This window comes from Cellulomonas fimi (assembly GCF_028583725.1).
Taxonomy (GTDB): domain Bacteria; phylum Actinomycetota; class Actinomycetes; order Actinomycetales; family Cellulomonadaceae; genus Cellulomonas; species Cellulomonas fimi_B.
On record NZ_CP110680.1, the window covers coordinates 2,763,651 to 2,786,470 of the forward strand.

21 protein-coding genes are annotated in these 22,820 nt (G+C 75.2%); 1 reads left to right on the forward strand and 20 read right to left on the reverse strand.

Going from position 1 to position 22,820, the window contains the following annotated elements:
• Positions 1-417 precede the first annotated feature (417 nt).
• The gene (locus OOT42_RS12490; RefSeq protein WP_273651530.1) at positions 418-1,059 is read left to right on the forward strand and encodes a M23 family metallopeptidase; all 642 of its coding nucleotides are present in this window, start codon (positions 418-420) and stop codon (positions 1,057-1,059) included.
• An 80-nt stretch (positions 1,060-1,139) separates the two neighbouring features.
• Here the strand turns inward: OOT42_RS12490 and whiG are convergent, their stop codons facing one another.
• The 20 genes from whiG to smc form a co-directional block, all read right to left on the reverse strand.
• A complete protein-coding gene (gene whiG, locus OOT42_RS12495; protein ID WP_273651531.1) occupies positions 1,140-2,039 on the reverse strand; it encodes an RNA polymerase sigma factor WhiG in 900 nt (299 codons plus the stop codon).
• 482 nt (positions 2,040-2,521) lie between these two features.
• The gene (gene dprA / locus OOT42_RS12500) at positions 2,522-3,811 is read right to left on the reverse strand and encodes a DNA-processing protein DprA (RefSeq protein WP_273651532.1); all 1,290 of its coding nucleotides are present in this window, start codon (positions 3,809-3,811) and stop codon (positions 2,522-2,524) included.
• A complete protein-coding gene (locus OOT42_RS12505; protein WP_273651533.1) occupies positions 3,808-5,331 on the reverse strand; it encodes a YifB family Mg chelatase-like AAA ATPase in 1,524 nt (507 codons plus the stop codon). The genes dprA and OOT42_RS12505 overlap by 4 nt, the downstream gene beginning before the upstream one ends.
• Positions 5,332-5,688, reverse strand: a complete 357-nt coding sequence (locus OOT42_RS12510) for a YraN family protein (RefSeq protein ID WP_273651534.1) — start codon at positions 5,686-5,688, stop codon at positions 5,332-5,334.
• Positions 5,689-5,801: 113 nt separating this feature from the next.
• The gene (locus OOT42_RS12515; RefSeq protein ID WP_273651535.1) at positions 5,802-6,125 is read right to left on the reverse strand and encodes a DUF2469 domain-containing protein; all 324 of its coding nucleotides are present in this window, start codon (positions 6,123-6,125) and stop codon (positions 5,802-5,804) included.
• A 69-nt stretch (positions 6,126-6,194) separates the two neighbouring features.
• Positions 6,195-7,022 carry a ribonuclease HII gene (locus OOT42_RS12520; RefSeq protein ID WP_273651536.1) on the reverse strand — a complete coding sequence of 276 codons (828 nt, stop codon included), beginning with the start codon at positions 7,020-7,022 and terminating at the stop codon, positions 6,195-6,197.
• A complete protein-coding gene (gene lepB / locus OOT42_RS12525; RefSeq protein WP_273651537.1) occupies positions 7,019-7,861 on the reverse strand; it encodes a signal peptidase I in 843 nt (280 codons plus the stop codon). The genes OOT42_RS12520 and lepB overlap by 4 nt, the downstream gene beginning before the upstream one ends.
• 151 nt (positions 7,862-8,012) lie before the next feature.
• Entirely contained in the window at positions 8,013-8,375 is a 363-nt protein-coding gene (gene rplS, locus OOT42_RS12530; protein ID WP_273651538.1) for a 50S ribosomal protein L19, read from the reverse strand.
• A 218-nt stretch (positions 8,376-8,593) separates the two neighbouring features.
• Positions 8,594-9,409 (reverse strand): tRNA (guanosine(37)-N1)-methyltransferase TrmD, encoded by an 816-nt coding sequence (gene trmD, locus OOT42_RS12535; RefSeq protein ID WP_273651539.1) that lies wholly within the window; start codon positions 9,407-9,409, stop codon positions 8,594-8,596.
• A 1-nt stretch (position 9,410) separates the two neighbouring features.
• Entirely contained in the window at positions 9,411-9,989 is a 579-nt protein-coding gene (gene rimM / locus OOT42_RS12540) for a ribosome maturation factor RimM (protein ID WP_273651540.1), read from the reverse strand.
• A 149-nt stretch (positions 9,990-10,138) separates the two neighbouring features.
• Positions 10,139-10,378: an RNA-binding protein gene (locus OOT42_RS12545; RefSeq protein ID WP_130779711.1), complete on the reverse strand. Its 240-nt coding sequence runs from the start codon at positions 10,376-10,378 to the stop codon at positions 10,139-10,141.
• Positions 10,378-10,809, reverse strand: coding sequence for a 30S ribosomal protein S16 (gene rpsP / locus OOT42_RS12550; RefSeq protein WP_273651541.1), 432 nt, complete (start codon positions 10,807-10,809; stop codon positions 10,378-10,380). Before rpsP ends, OOT42_RS12545 begins: the two co-directional genes overlap by 1 nt.
• A gap of 194 nt (positions 10,810-11,003) precedes the next feature.
• Positions 11,004-12,104, reverse strand: a complete 1,101-nt coding sequence (locus OOT42_RS12555) for an amidohydrolase family protein (protein ID WP_273651542.1) — start codon at positions 12,102-12,104, stop codon at positions 11,004-11,006.
• Between the two features lie 4 nt (positions 12,105-12,108).
• Positions 12,109-13,710: a signal recognition particle protein gene (gene ffh / locus OOT42_RS12560; protein ID WP_273651543.1), complete on the reverse strand. Its 1,602-nt coding sequence runs from the start codon at positions 13,708-13,710 to the stop codon at positions 12,109-12,111.
• A gap of 24 nt (positions 13,711-13,734) precedes the next feature.
• On the reverse strand, positions 13,735-15,531 hold the full coding sequence (locus tag OOT42_RS12565; protein WP_273651544.1) for a [protein-PII] uridylyltransferase: 1,797 nt from the start codon (positions 15,529-15,531) through the stop codon (positions 13,735-13,737).
• A 22-nt stretch (positions 15,532-15,553) separates the two neighbouring features.
• On the reverse strand, positions 15,554-15,895 hold the full coding sequence (locus OOT42_RS12570; protein WP_124343010.1) for a P-II family nitrogen regulator: 342 nt from the start codon (positions 15,893-15,895) through the stop codon (positions 15,554-15,556).
• Positions 15,895-17,199, reverse strand: a complete 1,305-nt coding sequence (locus OOT42_RS12575) for an ammonium transporter (protein WP_273651545.1) — start codon at positions 17,197-17,199, stop codon at positions 15,895-15,897. Before OOT42_RS12575 ends, OOT42_RS12570 begins: the two co-directional genes overlap by 1 nt.
• A gap of 179 nt (positions 17,200-17,378) precedes the next feature.
• Positions 17,379-18,605: a signal recognition particle-docking protein FtsY gene (ftsY, locus tag OOT42_RS12580; protein ID WP_273651546.1), complete on the reverse strand. Its 1,227-nt coding sequence runs from the start codon at positions 18,603-18,605 to the stop codon at positions 17,379-17,381.
• 115 nt (positions 18,606-18,720) lie between these two features.
• Positions 18,721-19,059, reverse strand: coding sequence for a hypothetical protein (locus tag OOT42_RS12585; RefSeq protein WP_273651547.1), 339 nt, complete (start codon positions 19,057-19,059; stop codon positions 18,721-18,723).
• Positions 19,060-19,176: 117 nt separating this feature from the next.
• Entirely contained in the window at positions 19,177-22,740 is a 3,564-nt protein-coding gene (gene smc, locus OOT42_RS12590; RefSeq protein WP_273651548.1) for a chromosome segregation protein SMC, read from the reverse strand.
• Positions 22,741-22,820: the final 80 nt, after the last annotated feature.

Consider the following 22,820-nt stretch of genomic DNA (forward strand, 5'->3'; position numbering starts at 1 on the left):
CGGCGGGCCCGCGTCTCGGTTGTCGGCCCCGACGGAGGTCGGTGCCCCTGGCGCCACGTCGGGGGCTGCGCCGCGACCGTCCCCGACGAGCGGAGGTGGTCTGCGGACCGGTGCAGCGCCCGACCCCGGTCGAGGTCCGCGGGGCGGACGGTCGAGGCGGGTCGGTGGTGCGCGATGTCGACCGGCACGGACCGGTCGCAGGGGAAGTCTAGCCGACGCCGGGCCGTGCCCCGTCCGGGCACGTCGAGGTCCGGTCCCGTCGAGGTCCGGTCACGTCGAGGTCCGGGCACGTCGAGGTCCGGGCACGTCCGGGTCCGGGCACGTCGAGCCGTCCACAGCCCGCGGACCACAGCCGTCGCCCACCACGGGGTCCGGCGTCCGCGCGGCCGGGCACCCGACCGGGAACCCTCGGGTCCCATGCCCCCTCTCGCCCTCGCCCTCGTGCCCACCCCTCGACGTCGGCGGGCCGCACGCGCGTCGGCACCGCGTCGCGACCCCAGCGCCACGCACGCGCTCGCGGCCGTCGCCGCCCTCGCCCTCGTCGTCCCGCTCTCGGGCGCGGCCCTCGCGGGCGGCCTCGACGCGTCCGACCGCGCTCTCGGCCTCGGTCTCGACCCACGGTCCGGCGCAGGCTCCTGGCCGGCCGCCGAGACGTACGCCTGGCCGCTCGACCCGCCGGTGGAGGTCACGGCGCGGGTCGAGGCGCCACCCGTCCCGTGGGCCGCCGGGCACCGGGGCGTGGACCTGCGGGCAGCGCCGGGAACCCCGGTCCGCGCCCCCGCCGCCGGGACCGTCACGTTCGTCGGCGTCGTCGCCGGCCGTGGTGTCGTGACCGTGACCCACGACGACGGTCTGCGCTCGTCCGTCGAACCCGTCACCGCCACGGTCGCGGTCGGGGTGCGGGTCGCCGCGGGCGGCCAGGTCGGCACGGTCGCGCCGGACGGCGGTCACTGCGCGGCGGCGGGGTGCCTGCACTGGGGCGTCCGTCGTGGCGACGTCTACGTCGACCCGACGGGCCTCCTCGACGGGGGACCGATCGTGCTCCTACCTCCGCCGTGACGACGAGGGGGCGCCCACCTCGGCGAGGTGGACGCCCCTGGCGCGCGACGAGCCGTGCTCGCCGACGGGGTGGTTCGGGGTCAGGCCTGCTCGGCGTCGACGAGACGCGTGCGCAGGCGCAGCATCGCGGCGGTGTGCATCTGCGAGATGCGCGACTCGGTGACGCCGAGCACGCGCCCGATCTCGGCGAGCGTCATGCCCTCGTAGTAGTAGAGGACGACGACCATGCGCTCACGCTCCGTGAGCTGCTCGATCGCCCGGGCCAGGAGGAACTTGGTCTCGGCCGCGTCGAGCGAGCCCGCGGGGTCCTCGCTGCGCTCGTCGCCGAGCGTGTCACCGAGGCTCACGCCCGCCTGGCGGTCCTCGCCGCCGCCGAGCAGCTCGTCGAGCGCGGCGATGTTGACGGTGGAGAGCTGGGAGAACGTCTGGCGCAGCTCGGAGACGGCGATCTCCAGGTGCGCCGCGACCTCGGCCTCGGTGGGCGCGCGGTGCAGCTTCGCCTCGAGCTCGGCGTACGCACGGTCCACGGAGCGCGCCTTGGTCCGCACCGAGCGCGGGACCCAGTCCATCGCACGGAGCTCGTCGATGATCGCGCCGCGGATCCGCGAGGACGCGTACGACTCGAACTTCACCGCACGGCCGGTCTCGTACTTCTCGATCGCGTCGATGAGACCGAACATCCCGTAGGACACGAGGTCGGCCTGCTCGACCGAGCTGGGCAGGCGCATGCCGACCCGACCGGCGACGGCGGACACCAGCGGTGCGTAGTGCAGGATCAGCTGCTCGCGGGCGGCGCGGCTCCCGGTCGCCTTGTAGTCGTCCCACGCGTCGGCGATCTGCGGCTCGACGACCGGGGCCGACGCGACGTCGACGTCCTCGACAGGAGCGGGCTCGGCGGTGCGGGGGCGCGGGATCACGCCCGCCGGCGCGGTGCCGACGAACCGCAGGCGGGACGGGGCGGCGTCCAGTGCACTCGTCATCGAGGTACTCCGTTCGTGCATGCGCGGCCGGGCGCGCGAAGAGGGGCCAGGCACACCGGCTGGACCATGGAGGGGGTGGTCGCGCGCTGCGTGGCCGCCGTGCGCACGGCGCCGACGACGCCCCGGGTCGTGCGGCCGACACCCGGGCGGGGGCGGCGCGCAGGAATTCCGGTGACATTCATCGGAAATGCCGAGAACGGGTCGACGACGCGGGGGCTGCGGTGCCCCGCGGTGGCCGTCGTCTCGTTCATGGCCCCTACGGTGACGGGAAACACACGCGCCGAACAAGCCGCTCCTTCACTCCTCCGGCGCAGTCGCGGGCGATTGTGGACGCATTGTCTGAATCGATGTCCGATTCGACCGACCGGCGTGACGAAATTCACCCGGCCGGTCCCGTCCGGATCCGCCGGGACGGGAACTCTCGACGCCGGTCGCTCGTCCAGTTGCCTCACGCATCTGTCTCGCGGCGGGCCATCGCACCCTCACCGCCGCGCCCGGAGCCAGCCCGCGCCCTCGCGCCGCACGAGCCCGTCGAGCTCGAGCAGCCCGAGCGCGCCGTGCACCTCCGCGACGCTCACGACCGCGGCCGCCGCGAGCGCGGTCGGCTCGAGAGCACGACGCCACGACGTCGCGTCCAGGACCCGTCGCACGTGCTCGGGCAGACCGTCCCCCGGCCCCGGGGGCACCGCGCGCGGCTCGGGTGCGGGGCCGGCGATCCCCGCGAGCTCGAGCACCTCCGCGGCGTCGGTCACGCAGACCGCGACCCCCGACCGCAGCAGGCGGTGGCAGCCGGCCGACGCCACCGACGTCACCGGACCGGGCACGACGCCCACCGGCCGCAGCAGTCCCGCCGCGTGGTACGCGGTGCTGATCGCCCCCGAGCGCCACGCGGCCTCCACGACGACGGTCGCCGTGCCGATCCCGGCGATGAGCCGGTTGCGCTGCAGGAACCGGACCCGCGTCGGCGACGACCCGACAGGGACCTCGGACACGACCGCGCCGCCCTCCGCCACGACGGCGTCGAGCAGGCGCGCGTTGCCGCGGGGGTAGGCGCGGTCGACGCCGCCCGCGAGGACGACGACCGTGCAGCCCGCCCGTGCGAGGGCGCCGCGGTGCGCCGCGGCGTCGATCCCGAAGGCACCGCCCGACACGACGGCGACGCCCCGGTCGGCGAGGCCCGACGCGAGGTCGTGCGCGACGCGCTCCCCGTAGGTCGTCGCGGCGCGTGCGCCGACCACCGCGACCGAGCGGGAACCCGCCGGCGCGAGGTCCGACGTCCCGCGCACCCACAGCCCGAACGGCGCCGTCGGCCCGAGCGCGTCGAGCGCGGTCGGCCAGCCGTCGTCGCCGGGCACGAGGAACGTGCCCCCGAGGCCCGCCAGGACGTCGAGCTGTCGCGCGACGTCCAGCGTCTGCGCGCGTGGCGCCCAGCGTTCGAGCGCGCGCGCGAGCCGGGCCCGCGTCGACGTGCCCGCGCCCTTCCCGCCGTCGATCTCGCCGGCGAGCCCGCCGGTGGGCTCGCCGCGGTCGACGCCGGCACGTCCTGCCGCACCGGGGACGTCGTCGACGCCCGAGCACAGGTCACCACGCGCACCGAGGACGTCGTCGACCCCGACGCGAGCGTCCCGGCCCGCGCGGATCGCACGCTCCACGCGATCCCATGCCTCGTGCGGTCCGAGTGCCGCGACGAGTGCGCCGGCGACCGCGTCGCCCGGCTCGACGAGTGCGCTCCACGCGGCCCGCGCGCGGCGCTCCTCCGGACCGGCGCTCATGCGCCGTGCCCGCGCGTCCGCAGGAGCAGCGCACGCCCGACGTCGGCCCGGCCGGGCGCCGGACGGCCGTCGAGGTCGGCGAGCGTCCACGCGACCCTGATCACGCGGTCGACACCGCGCAGGCTCAGCGTGCCGCGCTCGACCGCACGGTCGAGGTCGGCGACGACCGTGCGGTCGGCGCGGAGCCGTTCGCGCAGCCACGTGCCGGGCACCTCGGCGTTCGTCCGCCACGGCGTGCCGACGAGGCGCGCCGCCTGGGCGGCGCGCGCCTCGGCCACCCGGCGAGCGACGACCCGGGTCGGGTCGCCCGCGACGCCGCCCGGACGGGTCGGCGGGAGCTCGACCTGCAGGTCGACGCGGTCCAGGAGCGGGCCTGAGAGGCGCGCGAAGTAGCGGCGGCGCTGCTCGCTGCGGCACGTGCAGTCGAGACCCTTGCCGACCGCACGCCCGCACGGGCACGGGTTGGCCGCGAGCACGAGCTGGAACCGCGCCGGGTACCGGGCGGCACCCGCGGCGCGGTGCAGGACGAGCTCGCCGTGCTCCAAGGGCTGCCGCAGCGTCTGGAGGACCGCGGTCGTGAACTCGGGTGCCTCGTCGAGGAACAGGACGCCACGGTGCGCGCGGGAGGCCGCACCCGGCCGCGGGAACCCCGACCCTCCACCGACGACGCTCGCGGGCGTCGCCGTGTGGTGCGGGTCCTCGAACGGTGGCCTCGTGAGCAGGCCCGCGCCGGGATCGAAGGTGCCCGCGATCGAGTGCACGGACGTCACCTCGACGGCGGCGTGCTCGTCGAGGTCGGGCAGCAGCCCGGGCAGGCGCGCCGCGAGCATCGTCTTGCCGGTGCCGGGCGGGCCGACCATGAGCAGGTGGTGACCGCCGGCCGCGGCGACCTCGAGGCAGTGGCGCGCGTCGTCCTGGCCGAGCACGTCGGCGAGGTCGAGGCGTCGCTCGGCGCGACCCGCGGGGACCGGGGGGCCGTCCGCGGGCGGCAGGTCCGGCACCTCGACGTCCGCGCCGTACTGCGCCGCCACCTCGGCCAGTGTCGTCGCGCCCACGACGTCCGCGCCGGGCACGAGTCGCGCCTCGTCGACGTTCCCCACCGGCACGACGACCCGCGGGTGTCCGCCGGCGACGGCGGCGGCCACCGCGGGGAGCACGCCGCGCACGGGTCGCAGGCGCCCGTCCAGCCCAAGCTCGCCCACGTGGACCACGCCGCGCACGCGGTCGGCGTCGACGGTCCCCGCGCCCGCGAGCGTCGCGACGGCGATCGCGAGGTCGAACGCGGAGCCGGACTTCGGCAGCGTCGCGGGCGACAGGTTCACGGTGATCCGCCGGTTGGGCCACGCGAGCCCGCTCGACGTGACCGCCGCCCGGACCCGGTCGCGCGACTCGGCGAGCGACGCGTCGGGCAGGCCGACGAGCGTGAACGCGGGCAGCGACGGCGCGAGGTGGGCCTCGACGTCGACGACGTGCGCGGACAGCCCGACGAGCGCGACGGCCAGGGTGCGTCCGAGCGTCACTCAGACCACCCCCACGAGGTGCTCGACGTGCGCGGCACCACGGGCCGGGACGAGGACGCACACGACGTCCACCCGGACCGACGCGGGTCGCACGTCGTGCGCCGCGAGCCAGCGCGCCGCGAGCCGGCGGACCCGCGCGAGCTTGCGCGCCGTCACGGCCTCCGCGGGTGACCCGTACGCGGACGAGCGCCGCGTCTTGACCTCGACGACGACGAGCTCCGTGCCGTCGAGCGCCACGAGGTCGAGCTCGCCGTCACCGCACCGCCAGTTGCGTTCGAGCACCTGCCAGCCGCGCTCGCGCACGTGCGCCGCCGCCACGTCCTCGCCGTACCGTCCCACCGCGTCCTTCGCCCGCACCGGACCACCTCCGCAGGCAGCGTGGCGCCAACGGTGCGTCGTCGGGCGGGCGGCGCGGGAGATCGGTGGACGGTCGGCCGCCGGTCCGGGGCTGTGGACGGCTCGGGGTCCGCTCAGCGCGAGAAGGGTGTCCCACCGCCGAGGTCGAGCTCGGGCTTCGCGAGCTCCTCGACGTTCACGTCCTTGAACGTCACGACGCGCACGGACTTCACGAACCGGGCCGACCGGTAGACGTCCCACACCCACGCGTCCGCGAGGCTCAGCTCGAAGTACACCTCGCCCGCGGCGGACCGCACCTGCAGGTCGACGTGGTTGGCGAGGTAGAACCGCCGCTCGGTCTCGACCACGTACGAGAAGAGCCCCACGACGTCCCGGTACTCGCGGTACAGCGCGAGCTCCATGTCGGTCTCGTAGTTCTCCAGGTCCTCGGCGCTCACGCGTCCATCATCCCCCATGCCCGCCGGGCGTACGCCACCGCGACCCGCCGCGGGCCCCGGTCGTCCCGGTCAGTCCGGATCGCCGAGCGTGTCCACGACCGGGCCGGGCCACCCGGACGCGTCGAGCGGCACGAGCGGCTCGAGGCCGGCGACGTCGACCGCGAGGAGGCCCTCCGACGCGGCCGGCAGGCGCCACGACCGCCGGTGCAGCACGCACGGCCCGAGCGTGCGCAGGGCGTCGAGGTGGTCGGGCGAGGAGTACCCCTTGTTCTCGTCCCACCGGTAGTCCGGGTGCTGTGCGGCGAGCTCGACCATCATCGCGTCGCGCTCGCACTTGGCCAGCACGGACGCGGCCGCGACCGTCGCGCACGACCGGTCCGCCTTGACGCGGGTGAGGACGCGCGGCGCGGGCGTCTCCTCGGGCTCGACGGCGGCGAACAGGTCCTGCTGGGAGGGCCCGGACAGCCAGTCGTGCGCGCCGTCGAGCAGGACCACGTCCACCGGCCCGACCTGCGTCCGCACCTGCTCGAGCGCGCGCGTGCCGGCCAGCCGGAGTGCGGCGATGATCCCGACCGCGTCGATCTCGGCGGCGCTGGCGTGGCCGACCGCACGCGCGAGGCCCCAGCGACGCAGCGCGGGCAGCAGCGCGGTGCGCGCGAGCGGCGTGAGCAGCTTGGAGTCGGCGACACCGCGCGGCGCCGAGCGGGTGGCCGCGTCGACGACGACCACCCCGACGCTCACCGGCCCGGCGAGCGACCCGCGGCCCACCTCGTCCATGCCGGCGACCAGGCGGGCGCCCTCGCGGAGCAGCACGCGCTCGTGCCGCAGGTGCGGACCGCTGCGCGGCTTCGCGGCTCGCGACGGGCGCGGCGTGGCGGTGGCGAGCTCGGCGGTCACGACGGGTCCGGGACGTCCTCGAACGTGGCCGACGGGTTGCGCAGCAGGCCCGCACGGTCGAGCGGCCACACGGTCACGAACGCGACGCCGACGACGTTCTCGACGGGCACCGAGCCGCCGCCGGGGTCGCCCATGTTGAAGCGTGAGTCGAGCGAGCGCTGCCGGTTGTCGCCCATGACCCACAGGGAGTCCGGGGGCACCGTCACGTCGAACGGGACGTCGCTGGGGATCGCGCCGGGCGCGACGTACGGCTCGTCGATCGCGACGCCGTTGACGGACAGCGGTCCGCCCGCGACGCACGCCTCGTCGCACACGACGTGGTCGCCCGGCAGCCCGATCACGCGCTTGACCAGGTGCTCCCCCGCGTCCTGCGGGTACAGCCCGATGAACGTGAGGACGTCGCGCACGACCTTGTTGACGCCGGTCGGCGCGACCTCCTCGGCGCCGTTGAGCCAGCCGCCCGGGTCCTTGAACACGACGATGTCGCCGCGCCGCAGGTCGAACGGGCCGGGGGTCAGCTTGCTCACGAGGATGCGGTCGTCCTCGACGAGGGTGTCGTGCATCGACGGGCTCGGGATGAAGAACGCCTGGATGAGGAAGGTCTTGACGACGAGCGACAGCGCGAGGGCGCTCACCAGGATGATGACCGTCTCGCGGAGCATCGACAGCGCGCCGTTGCGCTGACGCTTCGCGACGTGCCGGTTGCGACGGGACCGCCGGTCGTCGTGGGCACCGTCGCCCGGCGAGGACTCGTCGGTCGGGTGGGGCACGAGGCCCTCCCGCGGCCAGGGGGTGCGCCGGGGCTGCTCGTGGACTCCCTCGGCGGGACGGTCGATCACCCGCACACTCTCGCACGCCGCAGGGCCGTTCGTGTACCTGACCACGACACGGTCACGGGGCTCCTGTGACCCGCCTGTGAGGGGTTCGAGAAGACGCCGACGGGCGGCCACCCGCCAGGGGTGACCGCCCGTCGTGGAGCGTCGGGAGGGCTCAGCCCTTCGACGGCGCCGACTCGCGCTTCTCCTTGATCTTGGCCTTCTTGCCGCGCAGGCCACGCAGGTAGTACAGCTTCGCGCGACGGACGTCACCGCGGGTGACGACCTCGATCGACTCGAGCGACGGGGAGTGCACCGGGAAGGTGCGCTCGACGCCGACCTGGAAGCTGATCTTGCGGACCGTGAACGTCTCGCGGACGCCGGCGCCCTGGCGGGCGATGACGACACCCTGGAACGCCTGGACGCGCGAGCGGTTGCCCTCGACGACCTTGACGTTGACCTTGACGGTGTCACCGGGGCGGAAGTCCGGGACGTCGGTGCGCAGCGAGGCTGCGTCGAGCTGGTCGAGCGTGTGCATGTGTGCTGCTTCCCCGCCCTGCCACAGGTCAGGAACGTTCTCGTGGACGCCCCGGCCGCTGTCGGCGGGCGCCTGCGATGGTCTGGTTCCGGTGCGTCCGGGGCCGAGCGATCGGCGGTTCCCGGCTGGCCGTGGGCCGTCTCCCCTGTGGCAGAGACGCGACCTGCGCGCACCAGCGGACAAGTCTGCCACAGCGGCCGCCGCCCGCGGTAATCGCGTCAGGCCTCGCGCGACCCGCCCCCCGGTCCCGAGGGGTCCTCCGTGGCCTGCGGCTCCGCGCCGTGCGGCGGCCGGCCGGCGTCGGCCAGCGTCGCCCGGTCGTGCGCGTCGAGCGCCGACGGGTCGAGCGCGTCGAGCAGGTCGGGACGGCGCTGCGCCGTGCGCACGAGCGCCTGGTCCCGCCGCCACCGCGCGATGCGGCCGTGGTGCCCGGACAGCAGCACGTCGGGCACCGCGAGGTCGGCCCACGTCGGCGGCTTCGTGTAGACGGGGTACTCCAGCAGGCCGGCCGCGCCGTGCGACTCCTCGACCAGCGACTCCGGGTTGCCGACGACGCCCGGCAGCAGCCGCGCGACGGCCTCGACGAGCACGAGCGCCGCGACCTCACCGCCGTTGAGCACGTAGTCGCCGAGGGAGAACTCGCTGACGGTCACGCCGGGACGGGTCGCGTAGTGCGCGGCGACGCGCGCGTCGATGCCCTCGTACCGGCCGCACGCGACGACCAGATGGGTCTCGGTCGCGAGGCGCTCCGCGGTCCGCTGCGTGAACCGGTCGCCCGACGGCGTCGGCAGCAGCAGGTGCGAGTCGTCGTCGAGCAGGTCGTCGAGGGCCCTCCCCCACACGTCGGGCCGCATCACCATGCCCGCGCCGCCGCCGAAGGGCGTGTCGTCGACGGTGCGGTGACGGTCCGTCGTCCAGTCGCGCAGGTCGTGCACGCGCAGGTCGAGCAGCCCGGCGGTCCGGGCCTTGCCGACGAGCGACAGATCGAGCGGCGCCAGGTAGTCGGGGAAGATCGAGACGACGTCGACGCGCACGTCAGGCCTCGTCGTCCGCGCCGCGGCCCGGCTCGTCGCCGCCGCGCGTCTCGTCCGACACGACGAGGTTGGCGGCGTCCGACGCGAGCAGGCCGCCCGGCGGGTCGAGCACGACACGTCCACCGGCGACGTCGACGACGGGCACGATCGCCCGCACGAACGGCACGAGCGTCCGGGCACCGTCGGGCTCGCGCACCACGAGGACGTCGTGCGCGGGCGCGTGCTCGAGGCCGACGACCTCGCCGAGGAGGCGGCCGTCGACGTGCTCAGCCCGCAGCCCCGCGAGCTCGTGGGGGTACCAGGCGTCGTCCTCGTCCTCGGTGTCGTCCGCATCGACGACGAGCGTCACGCCGGTCAGGCCCTCGGCGGCCGTGCGGTCCGTGACCTCGGCGAACGTCACGTACCAGCGGCCCTGCTGCACACGTGTGCGCACGACCGTGAGCGGACCGGCCGACGCCGGTTCCGTGGCGATCACCGCACCGGCGGCGAGCCGCTCCTCGGGCGTGTCGGTGCGCAGGTCGAGCGCGACCTCGCCGCGCAGGCCGTGCGGCCGTCCGATGCGCGCGACGGTCAGCAGCATGAGGGTTCCTCCGAGGGGGGCGGCGTGGATCGGGTGGTTCGGCTGCACCGGCGCGGGAGGCCGGGCACGGCACAGGCCCGGTCCCCAGGCTAGGGGACCGGGCCTGTCGAGCCGTCGGGCGCCGCCGTGGCGGCGGGCCCGTGGGCGGGTCAGCGGCGGTCGACGTCCACGACGTCGACGCGCACCGCACCGTCCGGGGACAGCGCCCCGACGACGGTGCGCAGCGCGCGGGCGGTGCGTCCGCCGCGACCGATGACGCGTCCGAGGTCGTCCGGGTGGACCCGGACCTCGAGGAGCTCGCCGCGCCGCAGGGACGAGGCGTTCACGCGCACGTCGTCCGGGTGGTCGACGATCCCGCGCACCAGGTGCTCGAGCGCGTCGGCGAGCATCAGGCCTGCTCGTCCTCGGCGGCGGGCGCCTCGTCGGCCGGGGCCTCCGCGGCGGCGGCCTTCTTCTCCGACGCCGTCGCCTTGACCTTCTCGGCGTCGGCGGCGGCGGCCTCGATCGCGGCCTTCGGGTCGACCTTCTCGCCCTTGGTCTTCAGGGTGCCCTCGGCGCCCGGCAGGCCCTTGAACTTCTGCCAGTCGCCGGTGACCTTGAGGAGCGCGAGGACCTGCTCGGTCGGCTGCGCGCCGACACCCAGCCAGTACTGCGCACGCTGGGAGCTGACCTCTATGAACGAGGGCTCCTCGGTCGGGTGGTACTTGCCGATCTCCTCGATGACGCGGCCGTCGCGCTTGGTGCGCGAGTCCGCGACGACGATGCGGTAGTACGGCGCCCGGATCTTGCCGAGACGCTTGAGACGGATCTTCGTGGCCACGGTGTGGTCTTCTCCTGGATCTGCTGGGGTGGCCTCGAGGCGCTGCCCGTGGGGTGGGCGCGCCGGTCCGGCCGAGGACACGACGGAGGCAGGTAGAGGGGCTGCAGCCGTCGGGTACAGCCGACCATTGTGCCAGACGACGCGGGATGCTCCCAAGCCGGTCGGCTTCTCCCGAGCAGCCGTGTCCGCGCGGGTCAGCGCACCCGGCGCCCGCGCAGGACGACCGCCGCGGGGTCCGCCAGCACGCGCACGTCCTCCCGCGGGTCCGCGGTGTAGACGACGAGGTCCGCCGACGCACCCTCGGTCAGGCCGTCGACGCCGAGCCACGCGCGGGTCCGCCAGCTCGCGGCGGCGACGACGTCGCGGTCGGGGATGCCCGCCCGCGCCATCTCGGCGGCCTCCTCGGCGATGCGGCCGTGGCCGATCGTGCCGCCCGCGTCGGTGCCGACGAGCACGGGCACGCCGGCGTCGTGCAGGTCGCGCACGTGGGCGTACCGCCGCTCCCCCATGGCCCGCATGCGCGCGGCGAACACCGGGTAGCGCTCGGCGCCCTGGGCGGCGATCGACGGGAACTGCGCGACCTGCAGGAGCGTCGCGGTCACGGGGACGCCGGCGGCGGCGATGCGCTCGACGTGCTCGGGGCTCGCGCCCGTGGCGTGCTCGAGGCAGTCGACGCCCGCGTCGAGCAGGTCGTCGAGCGACTCGGTCGCGAACGTGTGCGCCGTGACGCGCGCGCCCGCGTCGTGCGCGGCGGCGACGGCCTCGATCAGCACGTCGCGGGGCCACAGCGGGCGCAGGTCGCCGTCGGCGCCGAGGTCGCGGTCGATCCAGTCGGCGACGAGCTTGACCCAGCCGTCGCCGCGCGCGGCCTCCTCGCGGACGGCGGCGGGCAGCTCCTCGACGGACTCGAGCTCGCGGCCGTAGTGCCGCAGGTACCGCTTGGGGCGCGCGAGGTGGCGGCCGGACCGGACGAGGCGGGGAAGGTCGTCGCGCGCGTGGACCCAGCCGGTGTCGGCGGGCGAGCCCGCGTCGCGGACCAGCAGCACGCCGGAGTCGCGGTCGTCGAGCGCCTGCTTCTCGGCCGTGGCGTCGTCGACCGGGCCGTCGGCGGCGAGGCCGATGTGGCAGTGCACGTCGACCAGGCCCGGCAGCACCCAGCCATCGAGCACCGCTGACGGCGACGTGGCAGGACGCGAGAACGTCATGCGCCCGCCGACGACCCACGCCTCGCCGACCTCGCGGTCGTCGTCGAGCACGACGGTCCCGCGCAGGTGCAGGACGTCGCCGCCGGTCATGGCGTCAGCGTCCGAGGAAGCGGTCCAGCCCGGCGGGGAGCTGCAGGTCCGCCGGGTCGACGTCCTGCTGCGCGGGCTGCTGGCCGAGGCCGAACGCGGAGCCGGACGCCGCCGGCGTCGCGGGACCGCGCTCGAGCGCCGCGCGCTCCTGGGCGGCGCGCTTCGCGGGGTTGCCCGACTTGCCCTTGACCTTGCGCGCGGGTGCCGCCGTCCGGCCGCGGGACTTCTTGCCACCCATCCCGGGCAGGTTGCCCATGCCCGGCATGCCCGGCATGCCGCCGCCCTTGGCCATCTGACGCATCATCTTCTGCGCGCCGTCGAACCGCTCGACGAGCTGGTTGATGTCCGTCGGCGTGGTCCCGGAGCCGCGGGCGATGCGGGCGCGGCGCGAGCCGTTGATGATCTTCGGGTTCTGCCGCTCGGCGGGTGTCATCGAGCGGATGATCGCCTCGATGCGGTCGACCTCACGCTCGTCGAAGCTGTCGAGCGCCTCCCGCATCTGGCCCATGCCCGGGAGCATCCCGAACATGTTCTTCAGGGGGCCCATCTTGCGGAGCTGCTGCATCTGCACGAGGAAGTCCTCGAGCGTGAAGTCCTCGCCGCTGACGAGCTTGCCCGCCATCTTCTCGGCCTGCTCGGCGTCGAACGCCTTCTCGGCCTGCTCGATGAGCGTGAGGACGTCGCCCATGTCGAGGATGCGCGACGCCATGCGGTCGGGGTGGAAGACCTCGAAGTCCGTGAGCTTCTCGCCCGTGGACGCGAAGAGGATCGGGCGGCCCGTGACCGACGCGACCGACAGCGCCGCACCGCCGCGCGCGTCGCCGTCGAGCTTCGAGAGCACGACACCGGTGAAGCCGACGCCGTCCGCGAAGGCCTGCGCGGTGGTGACCGCGTCCTGGCCGATCATCGCGTCGATGACGAAGAGGATCTCGTCGGGCTCGACCGCGTCGCGGATGTCGGAGGCCTGCTGCATGAGGTCGGCGTCGACGCCGAGGCGGCCCGCGGTGTCGACGATGAGGACGTCGTGCTGGCGGTTGCGCGCGGTCTCGAGACCCTGGCGGGCGACGGAGACCGGGTCGGCGCCGGCGGGCAGGTAGTCGTCGGAGCCCTGGTTGCCGGGGTGCGGCGCGTACACCGGAACACCGGCCCGCTCCCCCACGACCTGCAGCTGGGTGACGGCGTTGGGGCGCTGGAGGTCGGCGGCGACGAGCAGCGGCGTGTGGCCCTGGTTCTTGAGGTGCAGCGCGAGCTTGCCCGCGAGCGTCGTCTTGCCCGCACCCTGCAGACCCGCGAGCAGGATGACGGTCGGCGGGCGCTTGGCGAACGTCAGCGGCCGGTTCTGGCCGCCGAGGATCGAGACGAGCTCGTCGTTGACGATCTTGACGACCTGCTGCGCGGGGTTGAGCGCCTGCGACACCTCGGCGGACAGCGCGCGCTCGCGCACGGCACCGGTGAACGAGCGCACGACCGGCACGGCGACGTCGGCGTCGAGCAGCGCCCGGCGGATCTCGCGCACGGTCGCGTCGATGTCGGCCTCGGACAGACGGCCCTTGGTGCGCAGGTTCTTGAAGGTCGACGTCAGTCGGTCGGACAGGGTGGCGAACACCGGGCGGTCCTCACGCTTCGGGGATCACGGACGTCCCAGGGTACCTGTCAGGACCCGACCGGCCCGCGCGACGAGGTCGTCGACGAGCGTGCCGCGCCATGCGCTCCACGCCGCCGGTCCGGCCGCCGACGCGTCCGCCTCGGTCAGCGCGCGGAGCACCGCGAGCAGGTCGGCGCGGTGGTCGACCGCGTCGAGCAGGCGCGCGACCGTGGCGGGGTCGTCCGGGTCCGCGGTGGTCGCGAGGTCGACGAGCGTGAGGTGCTCGCGGACCAGGCGCGCGACGTCGGTCGCGACCTGGTCGTCGAACCCCATGCGCTGCACGATCGGCGCGGCGAGCCGCGCCCCCTCGACCGAGTGGTCCCCCGCGCCCGCGCGCTTGCCGATGTCGTGCAGCAGCGCCGCGAGCAGCAGCGTGTCGCCGAGCGCGAGGTCGCGGCGCGCGTGGCCCGCCCGCGCGACGGTCTCGACGAGGTGCCGGTCGACGGTGTGCCGGTGCACGGGCGAGCGCTGCGGCCGGTTGCGCACGCCGGCCCACTCCGGGATCCAGGTCGTCACGACGCCGGCCAGGTCGAGCGCCTCCCAGATGGGCACCTGCGCGTGCTCGGACGCGAGCAGCTGGAGGAAGTAGGACCGCGCCGCCTTGGGCCACGGCGTCGGCAGCGGGGGCGTGGCCGTGAGGCTCGCGACCGTCACGGGCGAGAGCGCGAGGCCCGTGCGGGCGGCGGTCGCCGCGGCGCGCAGCGAGAGCAGCGGGTCCTCGGCGGGGCGCGCGTCGACCGCGAGGACGATCTCGCCGTCGTGCTCCACGAGGTCCTCGGCGATGGGCCGCAGCCGCGGCGGGGTCCGGCGGCCGCGCACGAGCACCGGCTTGCGGGCCGGACGCTGCAGGGCCTGCCGGGCGTTGCGGGCGGTCGTGTCGAGCGCGTACGAGATGACGCGACCGGCCTCGGCGACGCTCGCGAGGAGGTCGTCGCGGTCGTCGAACCCGACGAGCGCGGCGACCTCGTCCTGGTCGGCGAGCAGCAGCCGGTTGGTGTGGCGGCGCGTCGCGACCTGGACCGCGTCCCGCACGTCGAGCAGGTGCGCGTAGGCGTGGTCGACGGCGCCGTGCGGGCGGTCGGTCAGCCAGGTCGCGGCGAGCGCGCTGAGCACGACCGCGTCGCGGATCCCCCCGCGGGCCTCCTTGAGCTCGGGCTCGATGCGGTACGCGAGCTCGCCGTGCTGCTCCGCGCGCTGACGCGTCGACGACAGGAGCTCGGGCAGCCGGCGGCGTGCGGCGGACCGCCAGTCCTCCAGCAGGGCGGACTTGGCGCGCGCGATCACGACGGCGTCGCCCGCGACCGGCTGGAGGTCGAGCAGCCCCACGGCCGCCGGCAGGTCCTTCGACGCCACCTGGCGGCACTGCGCGAGCGAGCGCACCGAGTGGTCGAGGTCGAGCCCGGCGTCCCAGATCGGGTACCAGAGGCGCTGCGCGAGCTCGGCGAGCTGCTCGGGCGAGTGCCCGCGCCCCTCGTGCACGAGCAGCAGGTCGAGGTCGCTCACCGGGCTCGCGTCGCCGCGGCCGATGCTGCCCACCGCGCCGAGCGCGATGCCGTTGACGTCCTGCCCGTCCGTCGCCTGCTGCCAGAGCTCGGCGAGCCGGTGCCGGACCAGGTCGACGACGGCCGCGCGGCGCGCGACCCCGTCGGCGGTGGGACCCGTGAGGCGGGCGGCGAGGTCGAGCCGCTCGACGCGGAGGTCCCGCACCCCGACGAGGGGATGCGGGACCTCCGGCGACTCGTGCTCGGCCGCGCCCCCCGCGGGCGGCCGGTTCTGCGTCATGTGCTGTGCGGGACCGTCCTGCTCAGAGGGCGTCGTCGCCGTGCTCACCGGTGCGGACGCGAGCCACGTCCTCGACCGGCACGACCCAGACCTTGCCGTCGCCGATCTTGCCGGTCTGCGCGGCGCGCACGATCACCTCGGTGACGCTCGCGGCGTCCGCGTCGGCGACCAGCACGTCGATCTTCACCTTCGGCACCAGGTCCACGGTGTACTCCGCACCGCGGTAGACCTCGGTGTGCCCGCGCTGACGGCCGTAGCCGCTGGCCTCGCTCACCGTCAGACCCCGGACACCCGCCGCCTCGAGGGCCGACTTCACGTCGTCCAGCCGGTGCGGCTGGATGACCGCCGTCACGAGCTTCGTCATCACTTCACCTCCGTCACGACCCGGGCGCCCGCGCCCAGGGACTCGTACGCCGTCTCGCCGTGCGTGGCGAGATCGAGACCGCCGACCTCGTCCTCCTCGGTCGCCCGCAGGCCGATGGTGGCCTTGAGGATGAGCGCGATGACGAGCGTGGCCAGACCGCTGAACAGGATCGCGCACAGCGCGACGATGACCTGCGTGGCGAGCTGTCCGACGCCACCACCGTAGAACAGGCCGTTCTCCGCGCCGTCCGCGTACCAGGTCGCGTTCGCGTCGGTCGCGAAGAAGCCGATGAGGACCGTGCCGACGAGACCGCCGACCAGGTGGACGCCGACGACGTCGAGCGAGTCGTCGTAGCCGAACCGGTACTTCAGGCCGACCGCCAGGGCGCACAGGACGCCGGCGACGACACCGATGCCGATCGCGCCCCACGTGTCGACGGCCGCGGCCGCCGGGGTGATCGCGACGAGACCGGCGACGACACCCGACGCGGCACCGAGCGACGTGGCGTGACCGTCGCGGACCTTCTCCGTCGCGAGCCAGGCGAGCATCGCGACCGCGGTGGCGACCGTCGTGTTGACCCACGCGCGGCCGGCGGTGCCGTCGGCGGCGAACTCGGAGCCCGCGTTGAAGCCGAACCAGCCGAACCACAGGAGCGCGGCGCCGAGCATGACGAACGGCAGGTTGTGCGGACGCATCGGCTCGCGGCCGAACCCGCGGCGCTTGCCCGTGACGATCGCGAGGACGAGGCCCGCGACACCGGCGTTGATGTGCACGACGGTCCCACCGGCGAAGTCGATCGGCGTCGGCAGCGAGCCGGCGAGGAACCAGCCGCCGCCGAGCAGGCCGCCGCCCCAGACCATGTGGGCCAGCGGGATGTAGACGACCGTCACCCAGATCGCCGCGAAGACGAGCCAGGTGTTGAACTTGAAGCGGTCCGCGACGGCGCCGGAGATCAGCGCGACGGTGATGACCGCGAACGTGAGCTGGAAGCCTGCGGCGACGAGGAACGGCACGCCGGTGGCGGCCATCAGGCTCTCCTCGTCGGTCGCGCCCTGCAGGCCGAAGTACTCGAACGGGTTGCCGACGAAGCCGCCGTAGTCGCCGCCGAACGTGGCCGAGTAGCCGTACAGGACCCAGATGAGCGACACGATGCCGAGGGCACCGAAGCTCATCATCATCATGTTGAGCACGCTCTTGCCGCGCACCATGCCGCCGTAGAAGAACGCCAGGGCGGGCGTCATCAGCAGCACCAGAGACGCGGCGAGGATCATGAACGCGGTGTTCCCGCTGTCGAGTTCGAACATCGAAATCGCCTCTCCCGTCGCCAGCCGGGGGTGGCTGGTCCGGTACCAAAGGTCGGCCAGGACGATTTCGGCGATGCGCTGGCGGTGTTACAGCGGTGTGACAACGCTCACCTGCGGGTAAACGTTCGGTTTCGTGGTGGGCGGCCGTCCAGCAGCGACCGCCCACCTCACCGCGCCGGCTACTGCGCGAGCAGACCGTCGACGAACGCCTCGGGGTCGAACGGCGCGAGGTCGTCGGGCCCCTCGCCGAGGCCCACGAGCTTGACCGGGACGCCGAGCTCGCGCTGCACCGCGACGACGATCCCGCCCTTGGCGGTGCCGTCGAGCTTCGTCAGGACGATGCCGGTGACGCCCGCGACCTCGGCGAACACACGCGCCTGGTTGAGGCCGTTCTGACCGGTCGTGGCGTCGAGGACGAGCAGCACCTCGGCGAGCGGCGCCTCGCGCGTCAGGACGCGCGTGATCTTGCCGAGCTCGTCCATGAGGCCCGCCTTGTTCTGGAGACGGCCCGCGGTGTCGACGAGCACGACGTCCACGGCCTCGGTCTTGCCGGTGCGCACCGCGTCGAACGCGACCGACGCCGGGTCGGCGCCGTCCTTGTCGGACCGCACGGTCCGCACACCGACGCGCGACCCCCACGTCTCGAGCTGGTCCGCCGCGGCGGCGCGGAACGTGTCGGCGGCGCCGAGCACCACCGTGCGGCCCTCGGCGACGAGGACGCGCGCGAGCTTGCCGACGGTCGTCGTCTTGCCGGTGCCGTTGACGCCGACGACGAGCACGACGGCCGGCACGGCCGCTCCCTCGGCCGTCGTGCCGGGGTCGGTGTGCAGCGCGCGGTCGAGCGTCGGGTCGACGATCGCGAGCAGCTGGTCACGCAGCACGGCGCGCACCTGACCGGGCTCGCGCAGGCCCTCGACCCGGACGCGCGTGCGCAGCGCGTCGACGATCTCGGTGGTCGGCCCGGCGCCGACGTCGGCCAGGAGCAGCGTCTCCTCGAGCTCGTCCCAGTCGTCCTCGGTGAGGTGGTCGCGGGACAGGACCTGGAGCAGGCGGGCGCCGAGCGGCGAGCCGGACCGGGACAGGCGGTCGCGCAGGCGGGTCAGACGGCCCGCGACCGGGGCCGGGACCTCCAGGACGGGCGGGCGGTCGAGCTCCGCGACGTCGTCGGGTGCGGCCTCCGGCGGGGCGGCCGTCCCGGGGGCGGTGTCGACCGGGACGGGGGTCGCGGCGGGCGCCTGCGGGTCGCCGAAGGGGGCTTCGGGCGCGGGCACGGGCGGCGGGACGTCCTGCGTCGTCGTGCCGCCGCCGCGACCGCGGCGCAGCGTGACGAGCAGCGTGCCGACGGTGACGACGACGACCGTCGGGATGCCGACGGCGAGGAGGGTGTTCAGAAGGTCCTGGTCCACGCGCACAGTCTGGCTGGGCGGCGGGCGTGCGCGCGAGCCGGTCCCCCGACGCGCCGGTGCGACCTCGCCCACACGAAGCGGACCGGGGTCGGTCCAGGCGATCGGGTCCTGCGGGTCAGGCGCCGCGCTGGCGGGGCAGCGCCCGTGCGGCCTTGCGGCTCGCGCGCTGCAGCGTGTCCGCGAGGTCGTCGACCTGCAGGTACGGGTCGCCCTCGTCGGCGGTCGCGCGGAGGAACTCGTCGAGGGACACGTCGACGGGGCGGACCGCCGCAGCGGCCGCGGCCGCGGTCTGGTCGGCGTCCGGGTGCTTGCGTGCCGCCCAGCCCGCGCGGAACGCGCGCAAGGGGCCGTTGCGCTCCTCCCCGGGCGCGCCGGAACCCGCCGCGACGCCGGCGAGGATCAGCACGGCGAAGGCGACGAGGAGCGACACGAGGATCCCGACGAGCACAGCCACGGCACCATCCTCCGCGCCGCACCGTCCCGACGCGCGCGACGTCACCCGCGCGGCGGACAGCCCTCACACGATCTCCACACGCGCCGCCCGCATCGTCCCGGTCGCCCGGGTCCGGGCTCAGACGGCGACGTCCTCGCGCATGCGCTGGCTCACCACGGTCGTGACGCCGTCGCCGCGCATCGTCACGCCGTAGAGCGCGTCGGCGATCTCCATCGTGCGCTTCTGGTGCGTCACGACGATGAGCTGGGAGTCCTCCTGCAGCTCGCGGAAGATGTCGAGGAGCCGCCCGAGGTTGGCGTCGTCGAGGGCCGCCTCGACCTCGTCCATGACGTAGAACGGCGACGGCCGCGCCTTGAAGATCGCGACGAGCAGCGCGACGGCGGTCAGCGACCGCTCGCCGCCCGACAGCAGCGACAGCCGCTTGACCTTCTTGCCCGCCGGTCGCGCCTCGACCTCGATCCCGGTCGTGAGCATGTCGTCGGGGTCGGTGAGGACGAGCCGCCCCTCGCCGCCCGGGAACAGGCGCGGGAAGACGACGTCGAAGGCCGCGGCGGTGTCGCGGTAGGCGTCGGCGAACACCTGCTCGACGCGCTCGTCGATCTCCTTGACGATCTCCAGCAGGTCCGCGCGCGACTTCTTGAGGTCCGCGAGCTGGTCGGTGAGGAACTTGTGCCGCTCCTCGAGCGCGGCGAACTCCTCCAGCGCGAGCGGGTTGACGCGACCGAGGAGGGACAGCGCGCGCTCGGCGGCCTTGAGCCGCTTCTCCTGCTGCTCGCGCACGAACGGCACCGCGGTCGGTGTGTCGGGGTCGGGCTCGGTGCCGGGCGGGAGGACGACGGGCACGTCGCGGTGCGGGCCGAACTCGTCGAGGAGCACCTGGGGGTCGAGACCGAGCTCCTCGACCGCGCGGTTCTGCAGCTGCTCGATGCGCAGGCGCTGCTGCGTGCGCGCGACCTCGTCGCGGTGCGCGGCGTCGGTGAGCTGCGCGAGCTCGCGCGCGAGCTCGTCGACCCGGGCGCGCGTCGCGGACAGCTGCTGCTCACGCTCCGTGCGGGCGGCCTCCGCGGCCTCGCGCTCGGTCGACGCCTGGCGCAGCGAGCCCTCGATCGCGGCGAGCGCGTGCGCCGCGCCCTGCCCGACCGCGACGGCCGCGGCCGCCTGGCGGGCCCGCACGCGCTCGCGCTCGGCGGCCTTCTGCCGGGCGGCGCGCTCGGCCTCGGCGGCGCGCTCGAGCGACGCGGCACGACCCGACAGGGCTCGCGCGCGCTCCTCGCTCGTCCGGAGGGTCAGGCGGGCCTCCGTCTCGCGCGAGCGCGCGCCGGTCGCCAGGCCGGCCAGGGTGTCGCGGCGCTCGGTGGCCTCCGCGATGGTCGCCTCCGTGTCGACGGGCTCGTCCTCGGCGACCGCGAGGCGGGCGGTCAGGTCGGCGAGCTCGGCGGCGTCCGACTCGAGGGTCGCGGAGGCGGCCGTGAGCGACGCCTCGACGCGGTCCGCCTCGGCGCGCGCGGCCCGGACGGCGGACCCCAGGTGGCCCAGCTGCTCCGCGACGGCGGCCAGCGCGGCGTCGGACTCGTTCAGGCGGGCGAGCGTGCGGTCGTGCTCGTCGCGGGCGCGCTGCTGCTCGGCGGTGGCGGCGGCGATCTCGAACCGCAGCCGCTCGGCCGTGGCCGTGGCCTCGGCCGCTCCGCTGCGGGCCTGGTCGAGCGCGGCCTGCAGGTGTAGCGCGCTCGGTGCGGTCGCGGACCCGCCGGACGCCCGGTGGCGGGACAGGACGTCGCCCGCGCGGGTCGCGACGACGAGGTGCGGGTGCTGGGCGACGAGCGCGCGGGCGGTCGCGAGGTCGTCCACGACGACGACGTCGGCGAGCAGCGCGCGCACGGTCGCCTGGACGTGCGGTGGCGCCGTGACGAGGTCCACCGCGCGGTCGGCGCCCGGCGGCAGGTCCGGGACCGGGCTCGCGTCGGGCGCACCCGCGACCAGCAGCGTCGCGCGTCCGGCGTCCTCGGTGCGCAGCCAGCGCAGCGCGTCCACGGCGGCGTCGACCGACTCGACCGCCACGCCGTCGGCGAGGGCACCGAGGGCGGCGACGACGGCCTCCTCGTCGCGTGCGTCGACCGCGAGCAGCGCCGCGACCGACCCGACCGTGCCGGTGAGCCCGTCGGCGGCGAGCAGCGCGCCCGCACCGTCCTTGCGCGTGAGGCTGAGCTCGAGGGTCTCGGCCCGCGCGACGAGGGCCCCGTGCTCGCGCTCGGCCTCGGACAGCCGCTGCTGCAGGTCCGTGAGCCGCTCGGTCGCGACGTCGAGTGCCTCGGCCGCGGCCTCGTGCGCGGCGTCGAGCCCTTCCTCGCCGGCCTCCACGCCCGCGACCTCGGACTCGAGCGCGACGAACTCGGTGTGCGCGGTGGCCTCACGCTCCCGGGCCGCGGCGAGCGTCTCGTGCAGGCGCCCGATCTCCGCCTGTGTCGCCTCGACGCGGCTGCGACGGGCCGCGACCTGACCGGCGAGCCGGGCGACGCCCTCCCGCCGGTCGGCGGCGCCGCGCAGCGCGGTCGCGAGCTCCTTCTCCGCGGCCGTCGTCGCCTGCTCGGCCTCCTGGCGGGCCGTCACCGCCGCCTCGAGCGCGACGCGCGCCAGGTCGACCTCGGCGGCGAGCTCGGCCTCCGCGGCCCGGACACGCTCCGCCTGGGCGGCGAGGTCGTCGGGGTCCTGCCCACCCGTGCGCTCGGACCCGGCGCTGCCTAGCAGCCGGACGCGGTCCGCGGCGAGCGACGCCGTGCCCCGCAGCCGCTCACGCAGCGACGACAGGCGGTACCAGACCTCGGTGACCTCCGTGAGGTGCGGGGTGGCCTTGGCGGCCTCGCGCTCCAGGGCGGCGAGCCCGTCACGCGCGGCGGCCAGCGCCTGCTCGACCTCGGCACGTCGGGCGAGCAGGGCGGACTCGTCGGCGATCTCCTGCTCGAGCGTCGCGCTGAGCTGCGCGAGGTCGTCGGCGAGCAGGCGGGCGCGCGCGTCGCGCAGGTCGGCCTGCACGACGGCGGCCTTGCGCGCGACCTCGGCCTGCCGGCCGAGCGGGCCAAGCTGGCGGCGGATCTCGCCCGTGAGGTCGCCGAGCCGCGTGAGGTTGGCCTGCATCGCGTCGAGCTTGCGGAGCGCCTTCTCCTTGCGCTTGCGGTGCTTGAGGACGCCCGCGGCCTCCTCGATGAAGCCGCGCCGCTCCTCGGGCGTCGCGCGCAGCACCGCGTCGAGCTGGCCCTGCCCGACGATCACGTGCATCTCGCGGCCCAGGCCGGAGTCGGACAGCAGCTCCTGGATGTCGAGCAGCCGACAGCCCTGCCCGTTGATCGCGTACTCGGACCCGCCGCTGCGGAACAGCGTCCGCGAGATCGTGACCTCGGTGTACTCGATCGGCAGCGCGCCGTCGGTGTTGTCGATGGTCAGCGCGACCTCGGCGCGGCCGAGCGGCGGGCGGCCGGCGGTGCCGGCGAAGATGACGTCCTCCATCTTGCCGCCGCGCAGCGACTTGGCGCCCTGCTCCCCCATGACCCACGCGAGCGCGTCGACGACGTTCGACTTGCCCGACCCGTTCGGGCCGACGACGCAGGTGACGCCCGGCTCGAAGCTCAGCGTCGTCGCCGAGGCGAACGACTTGAACCCCCGCAGGGTGAGGGTCTTGAGGTGCACGCACGAAGCCTAGGACGTGAACGGCGGGCGGCCGGGGACGCTGGCCGCGTCCGCCGGCCGCCCGCCGTCGGTGTCAGTAC